Raw genomic sequence first — 17,725 nt, 5'->3', positions numbered from 1 at the left:
GCGTTCTGCCAGGAACAGACGAGCGATCCGGCGATCGGCAGGATTGGGATTGGCAGGCGGCAGATCTGCCGAAGCTGGCTGGCATGCTGGGCGGCTGAGCCGCGCAGTCCGGGCCCATGCGTGAAAAACGGGGCCGCTTTCGCCGCCCCGTTGCTGTTTACGCCTGCTCGCCGCCATCCACCCGGCGCCGCGTCTGCAGAATCGGCGGCGCCCAGGTTTCGCCGGGCCGCTTCTTGCGGGTGGCCAGGGTCAGCTCCGACGGCGCGAAGATATTGATGTTGTGGGTATTCGGCGTGGTGATCAGGTACTGCGCTTCCGTCGCCTTGAGGAAGCCGGCCACGCGGTCGATGTTGAAGATGTCGAGGTGGGCGAACGGCTCGTCGATGAAGACGAAGCCGGACGGATTGGACTCGTCCATCATCAGGCCGATCAACAGGATCAGCGACTTCATCACCTGCTGGCCGCCCGACGCCTCGCCGTCGTTCATGCCCATCATGCCCTTCTGGTCGAAGTTGAACTTCAACACCAGCCCGGCCTGCGCCAGCACCGCGTCGTCGTTGGACAGCTGCGGCAGCTCCACTTCCACCTGGATGCCGGCCAGCTCGCCCAGCCGCTTCACGTTCTGGCCGTAAGCGCGCACGGTGGCGCGCAGCTTGCCCATATAGGCGGCGCGCGCCTCCTCGGTCAGCTCGCGCGAACGATCCACCTCGCCCTGGCGGCGCTGGCGCTCGCGGTCGAGCTGGGTCAGGTCGTCCACCAGCTTGTCCTTCAGCATCAGCACCGCTTCGTCCTGCTCCCAGTCGCCGTTCTGCAAACGCTCTTCCAGATAGCTCAGCTGATGGCGAGCGTCGGCGGCGGTGTCGAACTCGTTTTCGAGCGCGGCGACGTTGTCCGCCGCCAGCGCCGCGTCCGGCAGGCGCTCGGCCCACTCGCGCAGCTCGCCGATCAGCCGGCGCAGCTGGCGGCGCGCCTGTTCCACGTCCTGCAGCTTCTGCTTGTACTTGGACAGGCTTTCCATCTCGCGCTGGCAGACGCGGTCGTGCGCCAGCCGCGCGTCGCCGTGGCGCTGGTCGGCGGCGTCCTTCTCCGCGCCGGCGTCGGCCAGCGCCGCGCCCTGGCGGGCGATCTCGGCTTCCAGCTCGGCCTTGCGCGATTCCAGCGCTGAAAACTCGTCGGCGCGGCTGTCGAGTTGACGGATGGCGTCCATGCCGCCCAGGTACTCGGCCAGGCCGGCCGCCTCGCGGGTGGCGGCCACCAGCCGCTCCTCGTCCGCCAGGATGCGCACATTCAGCGCTTTCAATTCGTCGCGCACCGCCAGCAGCCGCGACTGCCGCGCCGCCTCGCCGAACGCGTACTCGTGCGCCGGCACGCCGATATGGCGCGCGCCGCGGCGTTCGCGGAAATAGCCGTCGCGGGTGATCCAGTCTCCTTCAGCGCTAGCGCCTTCTAGTGCGCTCTCCACCCGCGTCACGCTGTTCATCTGCCGGTACAGCCATTCCGGCGCGTCGGCGGAGAAACGCACCACTTCCAGCAGGCTGCCCTTGGCGGCGCGCGGCGGCGCGGCGCGCTCCGGCACCACGAAATGGCGGTAGCGCAGCTTTTCGCCGATTTTCCACGCCTCGCGGCGGTCGGACTCTTTGTCCAGCAGCACCACATGGCGGTAGCCGCGCAGCAGCGCTTCCACCGCGCCCTGCCAGTTGGAATCCATCACCTCGACGATGTCGGACAGCATCGCGTGGGCGATGCCGGCCTCGTCCAGCGCCGCCTTGAACTGGCGCACATCCTCCGGCGAGCGGCCGCGGCCCACTTCCAGCGCCTGCAGATGCTCGGAACTGTCCTGGCGCTGCTTTTTCAGCCCGCGCAGGCCATCCTTCAGTTGCTCCGCCTCGGCGCGCAGGACAGAGAGCTTGTCGGCCAGCTGCGCGGCGTCGGCGCCGTACTCCTTGCCGGCCAGCGCTTGCAGCCGGTCGCGCTCCTTCAACTGGCCCGCCACACCGGCGTGCTCGCCCTTGGCCTTCATGAAGGCTTCCTGCGCCGCCAGCCGCACCGTTTCCGCCGCGCCGCGCGCCTCGCTGGCGCTCACTTCCGCCGCCTTCAGCTTGGCCACCAGCGCCAGGGTGTCGCCGTGCTCGACGCGCGCCTGGTTCAGCACGTGGTAGCCGGCGCGGTAGTCGCCCCATTGCTTGCCGAAGGACGCCTTGGCGTCCAGATAGGCCAGCACCGGCAGCGCCTCGTCGCGCAGCCGGGCGATGCCGGTTTGCAGCTGCCTCCATTCCAGATAGCGGTTGGCGCGGTTCTTCATCGCCTCCACCCGCACTTGCAGCGCCTCTTCCTGGCGGCTCAGCGCCTCCAGCTCCAGCTCGGTGGCGCGCTGCTCGTCGCGGGCGCGCTGGTAGTTGTCCAGCACGTCCTTGTCGCCGAACACCTGGAACACCAGGTCCAAGAGCTGGCGCGGGCTGTATTCGGTCAGCTTGTCGGTGTCGCCCTGCTCCAGCGCCAGCACCTCGGCCACCGCCGGGGTCAGGCCGGCGGCTTCCAGGCGGCGGCGGTATTCCTGCACGCCCAGCCATTGCGCCTGGCCCTCGGCGTGCTCCAGCGCGATGTCGCCGTCCAGGATCGCGTAGTGGCGCACCCAGTCGCCGCCCTGCTTCTTGATCCGGCACAGCAGCGTCACGGACTCGGACACGATGGGGAAGAACGGCGTCGGATACAGGCCGCCGCTGGGGCGGCGCGGATTGTCGACCACGCCGCGCAGATAGGCGAAGGCTTCCTTGTTGTTGCGCACATAGCGCTTGTAGTCGCGCTTGCCGGAGCATTTGATCGCCAGCAGCGTGCGCATCGCGTCGAGCAAGGTGGTCTTGCCGGAGCCATTAGGCCCGATGATGGTGACGATCTGGGCGTCCAGCGGCACGCTCAGCCGCTGCCAGAAGTCCCAATGCACCATTTCCACCGATTTCATCTGGAACATCAGCGCGCCTCCCCGTCGGCCGCGTCGTCCGCCGGCAGCTCAAACAGCGGGCCGGCCGACGCCATGTCGTCGTCCGCGCCTTCTTCTTCGATTTCGTCGTCGACTCGCTTATCCACCAACATGTCGCGGCCCTCGCGCCGCAGCAGCACGTCGGCCAGCGCGCCCTCGATGATGCGCGGCGCCAGCTGCGCGTAGTCGATCATCAGGTCCAGCATCGGCCCCTCGTCCAGCCAGCGGTTGCGGCGCACGATGAAGCCCAGGTTGACCAGCCGGCCCAGATTGGCGCTGAAACGGGTGCGGCCGCCCAAAGCCTTGCCGAAGTCGGCGTACAGCGCGTCTTCGGAAATGCCGGTGGACACCGTCTCGCCGGTTTCCAGCGGCTTTTGCGCGCCGAACATGTCGCTCTGGCTCTCCTTGCCGGCCTCGACGCGGGCGATCTGCCGCTCGCGCTTGGGCAGGATGATCAGCGCCCACAGGATCACCAGCAACGCCACGCCGTCGCGCGGCAGGCCCAGATTATTATTGAGCCAAGCGTCGCCGGAGCCGAACACCGGCTCGGTCATCTCCGGCAGCAGCGCCGCGGCGATGTGCTCGGCGTACGGGTTCTCCACCAGGCGCAGGCCGACGGCGGCCAGGCTCTTGTCCAGTTCGGCGCGGAAGATGTCGTCCAGCAGCGCCTTCTTCGCCAGCGCGTCGCCACGAGGCACCACGCGGTGCGCCAGCAGGCGGGCGGTGAGGGTTTTGATTTCTTGTTCCATGTCTATTCTTTGCTTGCCCGCCCGGTATGGTCCGCGCGCGGTGTATCCATCATGGGCCGGCGCGGCCGCCGTGGGCCACCAGCCTGGCGTCGGACAGCGTCGCCACCTCCGGGTGGTCCGGCGCTATCACGCCGTCGCCGCCCTGCAGGCTGAACGGCAGCTTGGCCAGCGCGGCGACGATGCTCTGGTCGTTGCTGGTTTCCGGGTCGCCGATCAGCGACAGCAGCGACAGCCGGTAGGCGGTTTCGTTGTAGCTGCCCGCCAGCACCGCCTGGCTGATATGGGCATCGGCGGCGCCGCTCATGCCCAGCTCCAGCAGCAGGTCGTACATGTCTTCGGCCTCCAGCAGGCGCTCCATTTCCGGCGCGTCGGCCAGCGGCGCGGCCTCGCCGCCCGGCAACACGTGGGCGCCGGCCTTGGCGCGCTCGCGGGCCAAGAGCTCGAACTCGGCCACGTCGGCCAGCTCCGGCGTGGACAGGAAGGCCGGCTCCGGACAGATGGACCAGGCGCCGGCCAGCTTGCCGGCCAGCGTGGCCGCCCCCTGGCGGCGCAGCCAATCGGCGATGTCGGTGGAGGTGAGGCCGGAATTGCCGAGGTGCACGCGCTGCGCGGCCAGTTGCGCCAGCCGGCGCTCGAAGGTGCCGGCCAAGGCCAGCATCCGGCTTTGCGCCAGCGCGATGGCCTGCGCCTGGTTCAGCACGGTCAGGCTCAGCGTGTCGTCCTGCGTCAGCCCCTTCACCACCTCGGTGGACTTGGCCACCCAGCGCCACACCGCTTCCAGCCGGTGCTGGGCGGCGCGGATGCGGAATTCGGACTGCGACTCCAGCGCCTCCTCGAATTCCGCGTACAGCTCGTTCAGCCGCGCCAGCAGATGCCGCAGCGCCTCGTCGGACACCTGGCCCACCGCCTGGCCGGCCGCCACCTGGCTAGCCAGATAGCCCAGCTCGACGTCGTCGCCGGAAAAATCGATCAGGGTAGCCAGCGCCGCCAGCGCCACGCGCGCGCCCTCGGACAGCTGGTAGACGCCGCCGTCGCTGTCGTAGACCAGCAACTCGCCCTCGCGCAAACGCCCCAGAATGGTGGCCAGTTTGGTATCGTTAAGATAAGAGAAGCGCCGGGCGATTTCCTGCGGCGTCCACAACGGCGCCTCGGCGCGGCCGCCCAGTTCGCGCAGCACCAGGAGGCGCATCAGCACCTCTTCGTCGCCGCCGCGGAACAGCGTGACGAACACCGACAGGTAGGACCAGGCGCCCTGCAGCCGCGATACCGCCTGCAACGAGCCGGGCTCGATGCCGGGCTGGAAGAAATCGGACAATGAATCCAAGCGCGCTCCACGGACGGGGATGAATCAAAGCAGCGATTGTCCCGACCGCCTGCCGCTTAGTCAACGCGGCGGCGCGTTTTATGCCGTAGGCAAGCCAATAACAATCCAATGAGGAGACCCCATGCTAACCCGCCACCATCCGCTGCTGTCGCCCAGCCTGGGCAGCCAGCGCGCGCTGACCAGCTTCCACTTCGGCCAGGCCGGCCGCGGCGAGAAAGTGCACATCCAGGCCAGCCTGCACGCCGACGAGCTGCCCGGCATGCTGGTGGCCTGGCACCTGAAGCAGCGGCTGCTGCAGCTGGAAAGCGAAGGGGCCATCCTGGGCGAAATCGCCGTGCTGCCGGCCGCCAATCCGATCGGCCTCAACCAGAACCAGCACAACCGCCTGCTGGGCCGCTTCGAGATGATGAGCGGCCAGAACTTCAACCGCCACTACCACGCGATGGCGCAGCCGGTGTTCGCCGCCGTGCGCGGCCAGCTGGGGCCGGATCCCAGGGCCAACACCCGCCTGATCCGCGCGGCGATGAAGGAAGAACTGGCGCGCCAGCAGCCGCAGAGCGAGCTGCAATCGCTGCGCCACGCACTGCATAGCCTGGCTTTCGACGCCGACATCATGCTGGACCTGCATTGCGACAGCCGCGCCGAGCTGCACGTCTACACCGGCACGCCGCTGTGGGACCAGTGCGAGCCGCTGTCGCGCTATCTGGGCGCCTGCGCCAGCCTGCTGGCGGAAGACTCCGGCGATCAGCCCTTCGACGAAGCCTGCAGCCAGCCCTGGTGGCAGCTGCGCGAGCTGGCGGTCCAGGCAGGCATCGACGCGCCGATCGAGATGGCTTGCCTGGCGGTGACGATAGAGCTGCGCGGCGAAAACGACGTCAACCATGAATACGCCGCCAAGGACGCCGAAGCCATCATCCATTTCCTGCAGCATCGCGGCGCGATCGCCGGCGACGCGCCGCCGTTGCCGCCGCTGCGCCACCCGGCCACGCCGCTGGCCGGCTCGGAAGACCTGCTGGCGCCGCATGCCGGCGTGGTGGTGTACCGCGCCGCGCCCGGCAGCCTGCTCAGCCCCGGCGACCTGGTGGCCGACGTGATAGACCCGCTGAACGACACTGTCAGCCAGGTCTGCACCCAGCGCGGCGGCGTGCTGTACGCCACCAGCGACCGGCCCTATGCCACCGCCGGCCTGGGCCTGGCCAGGGTGGCCGGCAGCACCGCGTTCAAGAGCGGCAAGCTGCTGACCGCCTGACGGAATTTTTGCCGGCGGCGGCCATCCAACCGCTTTTGATCCGCCGCCCGGACTTTCGCCATGAAACCCTCGCTCCCCGCCCTGCTGCCGCTGTTGCTGCTGCCCTTGCTGTCCCCCGCGCCGGCCCGCGCCGGCGACGCCGCCACCGCGGTGTTCGCCGAACTGCCGGCCCAGCCCGCCTACCACGCCGCCTGGCAAACCATGCTGGCCGGCGAGAAAAAGGTGCCGCGCTGGGTCAGCCGCGCGCGCGCCACCAGTTCGCCCTACCAGGCCGCCAGCATAGACGGCCAAAACTATCTGGCCGGCGAAATGTGCAAGCCGCATGATTGCAGCGCCAACCGCTTCTACGGCGTCTTCCGCGCCGACAAGCGCCAGGCCTGGGGGCTGCTGGTGACCGTGGCCGACGTGCCGGACGCGGTGGAGCATCCGGCCCGCCATGCCCGCTACCGCTGGTTCGGCAAACCCGGCGCCAAGATCAAGGCCTATCTCAACGATCAGCTCAAAGCCGATCCCAACTGGAAATGAAACAATGAAGATTCTCGCTATCGCCGCCATCCTGGCGCTGGGCCTGGCCGCCTGCGCGCAAACCCCGTCCGCGCCGCCGCGCGCCGTCGGCATGGCCAATCCGGCCTCGGTGTTCTGCGTGCAGCAGGGCGGCACGCTGCTGCCGCAAAAAGACGCCAACGGCGGCGAATACGCGCTGTGCCGGCTGGCCGATGGCCGCGAAGTGGAAGAATGGACGTATTTCCGCGAAATGCATCCGCATTGATCCCGGCCCGCCGACGGGCTTGAAATCGAGGCAAGGCCGTCGCGCGCCGGCTTATCCACAGCCATCGGGAAATATCGAAGATATCCACAGCGACAGGCAAAAACAAACCCGCCGGCTAACCGCTCCGGCGGGTTTCCCACCCCCTTTGGCAGGGATGGTTTTACTTTAGACTACCGGACAGGAAAGCTTTCAGCCGTTCGCTCTTGGTATTGCCGAACACTTCGTCCGGATGGCCTTCTTCTTCCACCAGGCCCTTGTGCAGGAACATCACGTGGTTGGACACGTTGCGGGCGAAGCCCATCTCGTGCGTCACCACGATCATGGTGCGGCCTTCCTCGGCCAGCGCCTGCATCACCTTCAGCACTTCGCCCACCAGCTCCGGGTCCAGCGCCGAGGTCGGCTCGTCGAACAGCATCACTTCCGGCTCCATCGCCAGCGCGCGGGCGATGGCCACGCGCTGCTGCTGGCCGCCGGACAGGTGGGCCGGATACTTGGCCTGGGCGCGTTCGTCCAGGCCCACTTTTTCCAGGTACTTCTTGGCGCGGGCGACGGCCTCGTCGCGCGGCAGGCCCAGCACGTGCACCGGCGCCTCGATGACGTTTTCCAGCACCGTCATGTGGCCCCACAGATTGAAGTGCTGGAACACCATCGCCAGCTTGGTACGCATGGTCTGCAGCTGCTTCTGGTCGGCCGGGATCAATTCGCCGCGCTTGTCCTTCGCCAGGCGGATTTCCTCGCCGTTGAGGGCGATGCTGCCCTGGTTCGGCTTTTCCAGGAAGTTGATGCAGCGCAGGAAGGTGCTCTTGCCGGAACCGGACGAGCCGATGATGCTGATGACGTCGCCGGCCTTGGCCTTCAGCGAGATGCCTTTCAGTACTTCGTGGTCGCCGTAGCTCTTGTGAATGTTGCTGATGTTCAGCTTGTCCATCTTGAATTCCCCAGTCATTCTCAGCTCTTGATCGGACGCAGGTAGGCGAGCCAGCGCGACTCCGCCTTGCGGAACAATCCGACCAGGATAAAGGTGATGCTCAGATACAGCAGCGCGGCCAGGCCAAAGGCGTTGAAGGAATCGTAGGTGGCGGCGTTGGCGTCGCGCGCGACCTTCAGGATGTCCGGCACGGTGGCGGTAAAGGCCACGGTGGTGGCGTGCAGCATCAGGATCACTTCATTGCTGTAGGCCGGCAAAGCGCGGCGCAGCGCCGACGGGATGATGACCCGGCGGTACAAGGTGAAGGTGCTCATGCCGTAGGCGCGCCCGGCCTCGATCTCGCCGTAGGGCGTCGCCTTGATCGCGCCGGCGAAGATCTCGGTGGTGTAGGCGCAGGTATTGAGCGCAAACGCCAGGATGGTGCAGTTGTAGCCTTCGCGGAAGAAGTGGTTGAGGAAGCCTACCTCGCGCACCACGTCCAGGCTGTACATGCCGCTGTAGAAGAACAGCAGCTGCACGTAAAGCGGCGTGCCGCGGAACACATAGGTGTACAGCCACACGCTGCGGGCCAGCCATTTCACCTTGGACACCCGCGCCACCGCCAGCGGCACCGAAACCACGAAGCCGAAGGCTATCGACAGCACCAACAGCCACATGGTAACAGCCAGGCCGGACAGGTGGTAGCCGTCGCTCCACAGAAACGCGCGCCAATATTGCTGGATGATGTCTATCATAGCTCGGCCTCCCTCACGCCCATCGAATAGCGGCGCTCCAGCTTCATCAGCACGAAATTGGACAGCGTGGTCAACAGCAGGTAGATGGCGCCGGCCACCAGGGTGAAGAAGAACACCTTGTAGGTGCTCTTGCCGGCGTCGACAGACGCCTTCACCACGTCGGCCAGGCCGATGATGGACACCAGCGCGGTGGCTTTCAGCATCACCTGCCAGTTATTGGAAATGCCGGGTAGCGCGAATCGCATCATCTGCGGGAACTGCACGCGGCTGAAAACCTGCCAGTGGCTCATGCCGTAGGCGATGCCGGCCTCGATCTGGCCCTTGGGCACCGACAGGAAGGCCCCGCGCAGCGTCTCGGTGAAATAGGCGCCGTAGATGAAGCCCAGCGTGACAATGCCGGACACGAACGGGTCCAGGTCGATTTGATCGATATGCAGCGCATCGGTCAGCTTGTTCATGCCGATCTGCAGGCTGTAGAAGATCAGCAGCATCAGCACCAGGTCGGGCACGCCGCGCACCAAAGTGGTGTAGATGGTGGATAGCCCGCCCAGTACGGGATTGCTGGACAATTTTGCGCCTGCGCCCGCCAGGCCGATGACGAAGGCCAGCAGCAGCGACAGCACCGACAGCTCCAGCGTCACCAGGGTCCCCTGCCAGATAATGGGACCGAATCCGTCCAGAAACATGATGTTCCCCCTTCGAGTGGCCCGCGCCTGCGGCTTATCTTGCCGGATGGCGGCGGGTCCTCCAGATTAATACGCCCCGGCGGACCGGGGCGCATCGCAACAGCAGACGGGCGGCGCGCCGCCCGTCCGTCAGCACTTAGTTGCCGTATACGTCGAAGGAGAAGTATTTCTTCTCGATCTTCTTGTAGGTGCCGTCTTTCAGCATGCCGGCGATGGCCTTGTCGATGGCGGCCTTCAGGTCGGTGTCTTCCTTGCGCAGGCCGATGCCGGCGCCTTCGCCCAGGGTTTGCGGATCGACCAGATCCTTGCCGGCGAAGGCGAAGCCCTTGCCTTCAGGCTTTTTCAGGAAGCCCATGTCGGCTTGCACCGCATCCTGCAAGGACGCGTCCAGACGGCCCGCGGTCAGGTCGGCCAGCACCAGGGTCTGGTTCTGGTAGGGAACCACTTCCACGCCGGCCGGCGCCCAGTGTTTCTTGGCGTAGGCTTCCTGGATGGTGCCCTGCTCCACGCCCACGCGCTTGCCCTTCAGCGATGCCGGGGTCGGCATCAGGCCGGCGCCGGTCTTGGCGATCATGCGGGTCGGGGTGTTGAACAGTTTGGCGGAGAAGGCGATTTCCTTCATCCGGGCTTCGGTCATCGACATCGACGACAGCACGCCGTCGAACTTCTTGGCCTTCAGCGCCGGGATCATGCCGTCGAAGTCGTTCTCCACCCATACGCACTTGGCTTTCATGCGCTTACAGATTTCGGTGCCCAGGTCGATGTCGAAACCGACGATCTGGCCGTTGGCGGCCTTGGATTCGAACGGCGCGTAGCTGGCGTCCACGCCGAAACGCACTTCCTTCCAGTCCTTGGCGTAAGCCCCCATCGATGCGGCCACCAAACCTACGGCCAGCGCAGCAAGTGCCTTCTTCATGTGATTCTCCTCATCAAAGCAAACTTCTTTGTTGGTCTGTCCGGCTTGTGCCGGACTTTGTCTCCCAGGCAAACCGCGCCCGGACCGGGACAGCAAACTGCAATCGATGCCACGTGGGCGGCCAGCTCCGCTGCCGCGGGGATGGCTGCACCATGTTATATAGTTAGAGCAATTTGTCTAGCAAGCCCGATTTTCTGAAAATGCCATCTTCATCGATGAAGCATATGGCGCTTCACTTAGCAGAATTCATGCCATCTCTATGGAAAACCGGCTGCCGCCGTGGTGTTTGTCTGAGGACAAAATACAACATCCAATCGACTTGAGAAGTAACGACACGTGAAGAGATCGGTGTACAGCAAAGCGACAAAAATTGGCAAAAACCCGTCAAACCCCTGCATTTTGCCCAATATGAATAAAAAAACGGGTCAGATATGCCTCTGACCCGTTTGCTTACCACATAAACATGAACCTGCCGTTACGCTTGGTCGCCTTCTGTTGCCGATGACGGCGCTTCCGGCGCGATCACGGTCTGGCGCGCAGCGGCGGCGGCTTCGCGCTCCTTCTCCGCCTGCTTGCGGGCGGCGGCGCGCACCACGTCGAGGTAAGCCATGATGGCGAAGGTCAGCTCGCGGGTGCCTTCGTGGTTCAGCGCGGAGATGGAGAACACGCGCGGCGCCTTGATGTCGAAGCCATCGCTGTCGTCCGGCTTGTCCGCCGGCCAGCCGTAGGCGTTGAGGAAGGCCGACACCGTCAGTTCGCGCTCGTCCGGCGGCAACATGTCCACCTTGTTCAGCACCAGCCAGCGCGGCTTCTCATGCAGCTCTTCGTCGTACTTCTTCAGCTCTTCGACGATGGCGCGCGCCTCGCGCACCGGGTCGACATCCGGATCGAACGGGGCGATGTCCACCACGTGCAGCAGCAAACCGGTGCGCTGCAAGTGCTTCAGGAAGCGGTGGCCGAGGCCGGCGCCTTCGGCCGCGCCTTCGATCAGGCCCGGAATGTCGGCGATCACGAAGCTGCGGCTGTCGTCCATCCGCACCACGCCCAGATTCGGGTGCAGCGTGGTGAACGGGTAATCGGCCACCTTGGGGCGCGCGGCGGAAACCGAGCGGATGAAGGTGGATTTGCCGGCGTTGGGCATGCCCAACAGGCCGACATCGGCCAGCACCTTCAGCTCCAGCTTCAACGTGCGCTGCTCGCCCTGCTCGCCCGGCGTGCATTGGCGCGGCGAACGGTTGGTCGACGACTTGAAATGGATGTTGCCGAGGCCGCCCTTGCCGCCCTTGGCGATCATGATGCGCTGGCCGTGGTGGGTGAGGTCGGCCACCAGCTCGCCGGTGTCGTGGTCGGTGATCACCGTGCCCACCGGCATTTTCAGCTCGATGTCGTCGCCGCCCTTGCCGTAGCAATCGGCGCCGCGGCCGCGCTCGCCATGTTCCGCCAGGTATTTCTTGACGAAGCGGAACTCCACCAGGGTATTGACGTTTTCGTCAGCTACCGCGAACACGCTGCCGCCCTTGCCGCCGTCGCCGCCGTCCGGGCCGCCGAACGGGATATATTTTTCACGGCGGAAACTGGCCACGCCATTGCCGCCGCGGCCGGCCATCACTTCAATCCGGGCTTCATCGATGAACTTCATGTCTACAACCTCTGTATCTGCGAGGAGTCAGGGGTCAGGACTGGCGCCAGCCCTCACGCCTTGCCCCTCGGTATGAAAAAAGCCCTATCGTAGGATAGGGCTTTCTCGGATGCTGGAAAGCGAATTATTCGCCGTCAACACCGGTGTACGGAATCACGTTAACGGTCTTGCGCTGTTGCGCGCCCTTAACGGTGAATTCAACGTAGCCATCAACCTTGGCGAACAGGGTGTGATCCTTGCCCTGGCCAACGTTTTCACCAGCGTGGAAGCGGGTGCCGCGCTGACGCACGATGATGGAACCAGCCGGAATCAGTTCGCTGCCGTAAACCTTAACGCCCAGGCGTTTGGCTTCGGAGTCACGACCGTTGCGGGAGCTACCGCCTGCTTTTTTGTGTGCCATGACTGTTTATCCTTACTTCGAAATCGCGTCGATGCGGATTTCGGTGAAGTTTTGACGATGACCCTGGTGTTTCTGGTAGTGCTTACGACGACGCATCTTGAAGATGCGGATCTTGTCGCCACGACCGTGGGAAACAACGGTGGCCTTAACAGTGGCGCCGGCAATCATCGGGGCGCCTACAACAACCTGTTCACCGTCAGCAATCATCAGCACTTCTTCAAGTACGATCTGGCTGTCGACGTCTGCAGGTATCTGTTCTACTTTGAGTTTTTCACCAACGACAACCTTGTACTGCTTGCCGCCGGTTTTTATGACCGCATACATTCGCATGAGCTCCTGATTTGAAAATCCCCACGCCTGTTGCGCAGGGAACGCGAGAATATACGTGCCTGAAGTCAAGTTGTCAATGATTTCATCAACTTAAGGCCCCACTACGGTGGCATGGCGAGCGGCGGGCCTTTTCTGGTAAGATTCTGCACTTTGGCGTAGCCATCGCAACGATACTGGTTGAAAACGTGTCCACCCCGCTTTTCCGTACCCTGATAGCCGACGACATGCAGACGGTAGACCGCGTCATACGCGCCCGCCTGCACTCCGACGTGGTCCTGATCCGCCAGGTGGCGGAATACATCATCTCCGCCGGCGGCAAACGCTTGCGCCCGGCGCTGACCCTGCTGTCCGGCCGCGCGCTGGGCTACCAGGGGGAACACCTGTTCGAGCTGGCGGCGATGATAGAGTTCATCCACACCGCCACCCTGCTGCACGACGACGTGGTGGACGAATCCGACCTGCGCCGCGGCCGCAAGACCGCCAATGCGCTGTTCGGCAACGCCGCCAGCGTGCTGGTGGGCGACTTCCTCTATACCCGCGCGTTCCAGATGATGGTCACCACCCGCAACATGACCATTCTGGAAGTGATGGCCGAAGCCACCAACATCATCGCCGAAGGCGAGGTGCTGCAGCTGTTGAACATCGGCAACACCGACGTCAGCGAAGACGAATACCTGAAGGTCATCCAGTACAAGACCGCCAAGCTGTTCGAAGCCGCCGCCCGCGTCGGCGCGCTGATCGCCGACGCCGCGCCGGAACAGGTGCAGGCGATGGCCGACTACGGCATGTACCTGGGCACCGCCTTCCAGATCATCGACGACGTGCTGGACTACAGCGGCGACGCCGAAACCATAGGCAAGAGCCTGGGCGACGACCTGGCCGAAGGCAAACCCACGCTGCCGCTGATCTACACCATGCGCCACGGCAGCCCGGAAGCCTCCTCCACCGTGCGCGCGGCGCTGGAAAATGCCAGCCGCGACGGTTTCCAGGATGTGCTCGCTGCGGTACAATCCTGCGGCGCGCTGGACTACGCCAAGAACGAAGCCACCAAAATGGCCGAAAAGGCCATCGCCGCCTTGCAAGCCATCCCCGATACGGAAACCCGCCAAGCTCTGACCGAGCTGGCCCGCCTGTCGGTGGACCGCAGCGCCTGACCACAGTTTTCCGTCGTGTCTCCGTAGTTAAATGGATATAACGGCCCCCTCCTAAGGGGCAGTTACAGGTTCGATTCCTGTCGGGGGCACCACCCACACTTCCAAAGCAGTCCAAGAAAGTCCACAAACCCGCGCCAAATAAGGCTTTGCGGGTTTTTTTACGTCCAAAGCCGTCCGAAACCATCCAGACAAAGCCGGGGGTACGTGGGGGTATGATTGGTGGTATCTTGTGTACCCCCACATTTCGATACCCCCACAACAAGGAGTACCCCCATGCCCCTTACCGACGCCGCCATCAAAAGCGCCAAGCCCCGCGAGGATGGCAAACACCTCAAGCTCACGGATGGACAAGGGCTGTCGCTATGGGTCATGCCGACCGGCGCGAAGTATTGGCGGCTGAAGTATCGGATCAACGGCAAAGAGAAGCTGTTGGCGCTGGGCGTCTACCCGGAAGTGAGCCTGAAGGTAGCCAGACTGAAGCGCGATGACGCCCGCAAGCAGATCGCCGATGGCGAAGACCCAGCTGCGATGCGCAAGATGGATAAGGTGATCAAGCTGGCAGCCGCCGCCAACACCTTTGAAGCCATCGCGCTGGAGTGGCATGAAAGGGAAAGCCACGAATGGTCCGCCGCCCACAGCGAGCGCGTCCTAGCAGCCATGAAGACCCACATCTTCCCTTACATCGGCGACAGGCCAATCCACGAGATTCGCCCGCTGGAGCTGCTTGAAGTGCTGCGCAAGGTGGAAAGCGCCGGCAATATCGACACCACCAAGCGCCTGCGGCAACGCTGCTCAGCCGTCTTCCGCCTGGCCATCCTGACCGGCCGCTGTGACAGCGACCCAGCCGTGCCGCTGACTGACGCCCTCAAGAGCCAGCAATCCACCCCTCGCAAGGCGCTGATGCGCGAGGACATCCCCGCTTTCCTGGAAGCGCTGGAAAAATATGACGGTAGCGTGCGGACTAAGCTGATGATGAAGCTGATGCTGCTGACCTTCACCCGCGTCGGAGAGATGGCCATCGCCAGGTGGGAAGAGATCGACTTCGACAAGGCGCTGTGGACCATCCCGCCAGAGCATCGAAAGCTGCCGGAAAAATCCAAGAAAACTGCTCCACCTCACCTTGTACCTCTTTCACTCCAAGCCATTGAAGTGCTAAAACAACTACATGGCATAACCGGTGGTCGTGAACACCTTTTCCCGAATCGCAATAACCCACGCCGCCCAATGTCACCAGAAACCCTACGACGCGCACTGCACAGCATGGGGTTCAAGGGGAAGGCTGATGTACACGGGTTTCGCTCCACGGCATCAACAATTTTAAATGAGCAGGGATTTAACCCAGATAGCATAGAACGACAACTTTCGCACATCGAGAGCAACAAGGTTCGAGCTGCTTACAATCGAGCAGAGTACTTGGAAGAAAGAAGAAAAATGATGTGCTGGTGGGCTAAATTTCTTGTGCAAATTAAAAGAAGCTAGCTCCACACAAAATTATAAAATTTAATGGGGGAAATTAACATGGGAGCCTTCATCAGAAAAAATTGAAATTCATTTCACACCACTCGAAGTTGCAAAATTAAATCAAACCCTGCAATACCATCCCTTATTAGAGAAGACAATGGCTAGCTTATTTTCAGAAAAAGTTGAAAAAGATGATTTCGACAAATTCAAGATAGAGCTGAACGAAAGACTAAACCGGTTATCCAGTGAAATCAAACTAAAAACAACAGATCTAGAAGAATCAGCAATATCGTCAGCAAACAATATAACCGCAATTGAGAATAAAACGATTGAAGCTGATCAGAGAATATCCTCAAACATTAACACTATTGAAACCTGCAAAAGCCATGCGGAATCTCTATCCCAAAGCATGCAAGAGCTAAAAGAGAAAACTGAAAATCTCAATCAGGATTTACAGAACAAGCTAAGAGAAGTCTCTACTTTATATGCCGAAGTATTCGCATCTAAAGATAAGGTTTTCTCTTACGAAAAAGATGTTGAGACAAAAATTCAATCTATTAATCAATATTTAAATGAAAGCAAAACCCTTCCCGAAAATGTAGAAAATGCAAAAAAACTGTTATCGGACTGCCAGGGAATTACAGGCACAATAGCCGATTTATTAAATCACGCCATAAAGAGAAAGTCGGAAGTTGACGAAATATACAAATCAATATATGGTCAAGATGTAAAAAGTTCTGAAGGGCATACTGAGCATACCGATGGCTTAAAAGATGAGCTTGAACGCTCATACCAAAGAGTATCTGAAAATATAAAAAAAATTGATGACGAAATTCAGAAAATCATTTCAACATCAAATGAGAAACATGAAAATGCCTTGGCTGAAAAAAAGGAGGAATTTGACAAAATCACCACTACAGCACAAAACGAATACTCCTCCATTCATGAGCAGTTACTTAGCTTACTCCCAGGAGCTATGGCTACGGGATTAAGTGCTGCATATGAAAGTAAAAAAGACGATGAAACAACATCCTTAAATAAATTCGAAAATAACTTTACCAATGCAATACGATTAATGATGGCAATCTCCCTAATTCCACTCGGAGTTGACATCTACCTATTAGGTGTACAGGGAAAAGATTTAGTCCACGTAATAAAAGACACTCCTAGTTTAATTATCGCGATTCTACCTCTTTACTTCCCAGTTCTATGGCTAGCATATTCATACAATAAAAAAATTAATCTTTCAAAAAGATTAATAGAAGAATACACTCATAAATCTGTTCTTGGAAAAACATTTTCTGGCCTATCAAATCAAATTGACACTCTTCAACAACAAGAGTCAATCAAGAACGATTTACGCACACGCCTACTTTTCAACGTCCTACAAGTGAGTGCAGAAAACCCTGGCAAGCTAATCACAGACTACAACAAATCGGATCATCCAATTATGGAAGCACTCGAAAACAGTTCCAAGCTATCAGGATCCATTGATGCCCTAACTAAAATCCCAGGATTAAGCTCTCTCGTCAAAACCTTATCAGAGAAAAATGATGAGATATTCAACAAGCAAGCCAAGAAAGTAGAAGATGGCATAAATGCAAATATAACAATTGAAGGAAAGCTAACAGCAGAAGCAAATACAAAATCAAATGAAGAATCCACATCCTAACTAACGCTGCATAGCCCCAGCGCGCGCCATCGAAGCCCCGCCTCGCCCCCGCGCTTCATGTGCCGCTAATCATGCACCTGCATGACCCCGCGCCAGGCCCGCACCGTATGGCCTGGCGCGCTGTTTTTCCCCTGCCAAGATTCATGCGTTTTCATGCAGTCTATGCATGCCGTCGCCGTTTTCGCTGACTGACGTTTCCGCTCCTCCCTCTCTCTTTCCGCTTAAATTGGCCGCCGAGTGTGTCCGGTGCCGTCCGTATGCGTCCGATGCAGTTCAGTGATTCACATTTTCCGCTGTCTATTTCGCTTTTCCCGCCTGTCGTCAATAGCCAAATCTGCGTTTTTCCGGCATTTCAAGTTTCGTTGTTGTGTGGCGATTCCACACAACAAGCCCGCCAAACTCGATTTGAAATTTCTGAAATACTGCATTCGCTGATCGGCGTATCCGATTGCATCCACAGATATTCAGTCAAAACGATAAGGACAAATCCAATGACCGCCATTGCCCCTTCGCTCACCGCCCAGCCGCTGCGCTTTCTGCGCTTGCCGGAAGTCATTTCCACCTGCGGCTTATCCCGCTCGTCGGTATACGACGCCATCAAGCGCGGCAGCTTTCCGGCTCCGATGCTGCTGGGCGGTAAAAGCGTGGCCTGGCTGTCGTCTGAAATCGATGTCTGGATGGCTGGACACATCGCCGCCCGCCACGCCTAACCCCCAATAAACGCACCCGGACTCAGA

At 61.2% G+C, this 17,725-nt stretch carries 17 protein-coding genes and 1 tRNA gene; 8 read left to right on the top strand and 10 right to left on the bottom strand.

The window, feature by feature from the left end; genetic code table 11:
* Positions 1-157: 157 nt before the first annotated feature.
* Genes U6115_RS04135 through U6115_RS04125 form a run of 3 tightly spaced genes read right to left on the bottom strand, consistent with a single transcriptional unit; the run spans position 158 to position 5,050 of the window.
* The gene (locus tag U6115_RS04135; protein WP_043577037.1) at positions 158-2,968 is read right to left on the bottom strand and encodes an ATP-binding protein; all 2,811 of its coding nucleotides are present in this window, start codon (positions 2,966-2,968) and stop codon (positions 158-160) included.
* Positions 2,968-3,726, bottom strand: a complete 759-nt coding sequence (locus U6115_RS04130; RefSeq protein WP_043577035.1) for a hypothetical protein — start codon at positions 3,724-3,726, stop codon at positions 2,968-2,970. Before U6115_RS04130 ends, U6115_RS04135 begins: the two co-directional genes overlap by 1 nt.
* 49 nt (positions 3,727-3,775) lie before the next feature.
* The gene (locus U6115_RS04125) at positions 3,776-5,050 is read right to left on the bottom strand and encodes a hypothetical protein (RefSeq protein WP_230623399.1); all 1,275 of its coding nucleotides are present in this window, start codon (positions 5,048-5,050) and stop codon (positions 3,776-3,778) included.
* 121 nt (positions 5,051-5,171) lie between these two features.
* On the opposite strand from U6115_RS04125, the gene U6115_RS04120 reads away from it, so the two are divergent.
* From U6115_RS04120 to U6115_RS04110, 3 genes are read left to right on the top strand one after another with little or no spacing between them, the layout of a single operon-like run.
* Positions 5,172-6,299 (top strand): succinylglutamate desuccinylase/aspartoacylase family protein, encoded by a 1,128-nt coding sequence (locus tag U6115_RS04120; protein WP_043577030.1) that lies wholly within the window; start codon positions 5,172-5,174, stop codon positions 6,297-6,299.
* Positions 6,300-6,359: 60 nt separating this feature from the next.
* On the top strand, positions 6,360-6,824 hold the full coding sequence (locus tag U6115_RS04115; protein WP_043577028.1) for an inhibitor of vertebrate lysozyme family protein: 465 nt from the start codon (positions 6,360-6,362) through the stop codon (positions 6,822-6,824).
* Positions 6,825-6,828: 4 nt separating this feature from the next.
* On the top strand, positions 6,829-7,068 hold the full coding sequence (locus tag U6115_RS04110; RefSeq protein WP_043577027.1) for a putative hemolysin: 240 nt from the start codon (positions 6,829-6,831) through the stop codon (positions 7,066-7,068).
* Positions 7,069-7,228: 160 nt separating this feature from the next.
* On the opposite strand, the gene U6115_RS04105 is transcribed toward U6115_RS04110, so the two are convergent.
* From U6115_RS04105 to rplU, 7 genes are all read right to left on the bottom strand, one after another.
* Entirely contained in the window at positions 7,229-7,996 is a 768-nt protein-coding gene (locus U6115_RS04105) for an ABC transporter ATP-binding protein (protein ID WP_043577203.1), read from the bottom strand.
* Positions 7,997-8,016: 20 nt separating this feature from the next.
* The gene (locus tag U6115_RS04100; RefSeq protein WP_043577024.1) at positions 8,017-8,730 is read right to left on the bottom strand and encodes an ABC transporter permease; all 714 of its coding nucleotides are present in this window, start codon (positions 8,728-8,730) and stop codon (positions 8,017-8,019) included.
* On the bottom strand, positions 8,727-9,416 hold the full coding sequence (locus U6115_RS04095; RefSeq protein ID WP_043577020.1) for an ABC transporter permease: 690 nt from the start codon (positions 9,414-9,416) through the stop codon (positions 8,727-8,729). Before U6115_RS04095 ends, U6115_RS04100 begins: the two co-directional genes overlap by 4 nt.
* A gap of 136 nt (positions 9,417-9,552) precedes the next feature.
* Positions 9,553-10,332: an ABC transporter substrate-binding protein gene (locus U6115_RS04090; protein ID WP_043577019.1), complete on the bottom strand. Its 780-nt coding sequence runs from the start codon at positions 10,330-10,332 to the stop codon at positions 9,553-9,555.
* A 475-nt stretch (positions 10,333-10,807) separates the two neighbouring features.
* Positions 10,808-11,971, bottom strand: coding sequence for a GTPase ObgE (gene obgE / locus U6115_RS04085; protein WP_043577016.1), 1,164 nt, complete (start codon positions 11,969-11,971; stop codon positions 10,808-10,810).
* Between the two features lie 124 nt (positions 11,972-12,095).
* Positions 12,096-12,371, bottom strand: coding sequence for a 50S ribosomal protein L27 (gene rpmA / locus U6115_RS04080; RefSeq protein WP_021476841.1), 276 nt, complete (start codon positions 12,369-12,371; stop codon positions 12,096-12,098).
* 12 nt (positions 12,372-12,383) lie between these two features.
* Positions 12,384-12,695 carry a 50S ribosomal protein L21 gene (rplU, locus tag U6115_RS04075; protein ID WP_039753142.1) on the bottom strand — a complete coding sequence of 104 codons (312 nt, stop codon included), beginning with the start codon at positions 12,693-12,695 and terminating at the stop codon, positions 12,384-12,386.
* A 179-nt stretch (positions 12,696-12,874) separates the two neighbouring features.
* On the opposite strand from rplU, the gene ispB reads away from it, so the two are divergent.
* From ispB to U6115_RS04050, 5 genes are all read left to right on the top strand, one after another.
* On the top strand, positions 12,875-13,855 hold the full coding sequence (gene ispB, locus U6115_RS04070; protein ID WP_043577013.1) for an octaprenyl diphosphate synthase: 981 nt from the start codon (positions 12,875-12,877) through the stop codon (positions 13,853-13,855).
* A 17-nt stretch (positions 13,856-13,872) separates the two neighbouring features.
* A tRNA-Arg gene (locus U6115_RS04065) sits at positions 13,873-13,947 on the top strand.
* 181 nt (positions 13,948-14,128) lie between these two features.
* Positions 14,129-15,334 (top strand): tyrosine-type recombinase/integrase, encoded by a 1,206-nt coding sequence (locus U6115_RS04060; protein WP_043577010.1) that lies wholly within the window; start codon positions 14,129-14,131, stop codon positions 15,332-15,334.
* Between the two features lie 139 nt (positions 15,335-15,473).
* On the top strand, positions 15,474-16,988 hold the full coding sequence (locus tag U6115_RS04055; RefSeq protein ID WP_146008375.1) for a hypothetical protein: 1,515 nt from the start codon (positions 15,474-15,476) through the stop codon (positions 16,986-16,988).
* A gap of 257 nt (positions 16,989-17,245) precedes the next feature.
* The gene (locus tag U6115_RS04050; RefSeq protein WP_230623398.1) at positions 17,246-17,698 is read left to right on the top strand and encodes a helix-turn-helix transcriptional regulator; all 453 of its coding nucleotides are present in this window, start codon (positions 17,246-17,248) and stop codon (positions 17,696-17,698) included.
* Positions 17,699-17,725: the final 27 nt, after the last annotated feature.

The sequence above is a fragment of the Chromobacterium subtsugae genome (assembly GCF_035919665.1).
In the GTDB taxonomy this organism is placed as follows: Bacteria; Pseudomonadota; Gammaproteobacteria; order Burkholderiales; family Chromobacteriaceae; genus Chromobacterium; species Chromobacterium subtsugae.
Note: the sequence above shows the minus strand (reverse complement) of the source record. Positions and strands in the feature narration are given on the sequence as shown.

Coding starts and splice junctions, on each gene's coding strand:
- U6115_RS04135 (WP_043577037.1), bottom strand. CDS start 2,968: ATGTTCCAGATGAAATCGGTGGAAATGGTGCATTGGGACTTCTGGCAG.
- U6115_RS04130 (WP_043577035.1), bottom strand. CDS start 3,726: ATGGAACAAGAAATCAAAACCCTCACCGCCCGCCTGCTGGCGCACCGC.
- U6115_RS04120 (WP_043577030.1), top strand. CDS start 5,172: ATGCTAACCCGCCACCATCCGCTGCTGTCGCCCAGCCTGGGCAGCCAG.
- U6115_RS04115 (WP_043577028.1), top strand. CDS start 6,360: ATGAAACCCTCGCTCCCCGCCCTGCTGCCGCTGTTGCTGCTGCCCTTG.
- U6115_RS04110 (WP_043577027.1), top strand. CDS start 6,829: ATGAAGATTCTCGCTATCGCCGCCATCCTGGCGCTGGGCCTGGCCGCC.
- U6115_RS04105 (WP_043577203.1), bottom strand. CDS start 7,996: ATGGACAAGCTGAACATCAGCAACATTCACAAGAGCTACGGCGACCAC.
- U6115_RS04100 (WP_043577024.1), bottom strand. CDS start 8,730: ATGATAGACATCATCCAGCAATATTGGCGCGCGTTTCTGTGGAGCGAC.
- U6115_RS04095 (WP_043577020.1), bottom strand. CDS start 9,416: ATGTTTCTGGACGGATTCGGTCCCATTATCTGGCAGGGGACCCTGGTG.
- U6115_RS04090 (WP_043577019.1), bottom strand. CDS start 10,332: ATGAAGAAGGCACTTGCTGCGCTGGCCGTAGGTTTGGTGGCCGCATCG.
- obgE (WP_043577016.1), bottom strand. CDS start 11,971: ATGAAGTTCATCGATGAAGCCCGGATTGAAGTGATGGCCGGCCGCGGC.
- rpmA (WP_021476841.1), bottom strand. CDS start 12,371: ATGGCACACAAAAAAGCAGGCGGTAGCTCCCGCAACGGTCGTGACTCC.
- rplU (WP_039753142.1), bottom strand. CDS start 12,695: ATGTATGCGGTCATAAAAACCGGCGGCAAGCAGTACAAGGTTGTCGTT.
- U6115_RS04060 (WP_043577010.1), top strand. CDS start 14,129: ATGCCCCTTACCGACGCCGCCATCAAAAGCGCCAAGCCCCGCGAGGAT.
- U6115_RS04055 (WP_146008375.1), top strand. CDS start 15,474: ATGGCTAGCTTATTTTCAGAAAAAGTTGAAAAAGATGATTTCGACAAA.
- U6115_RS04050 (WP_230623398.1), top strand. CDS start 17,246: ATGCGTCCGATGCAGTTCAGTGATTCACATTTTCCGCTGTCTATTTCG.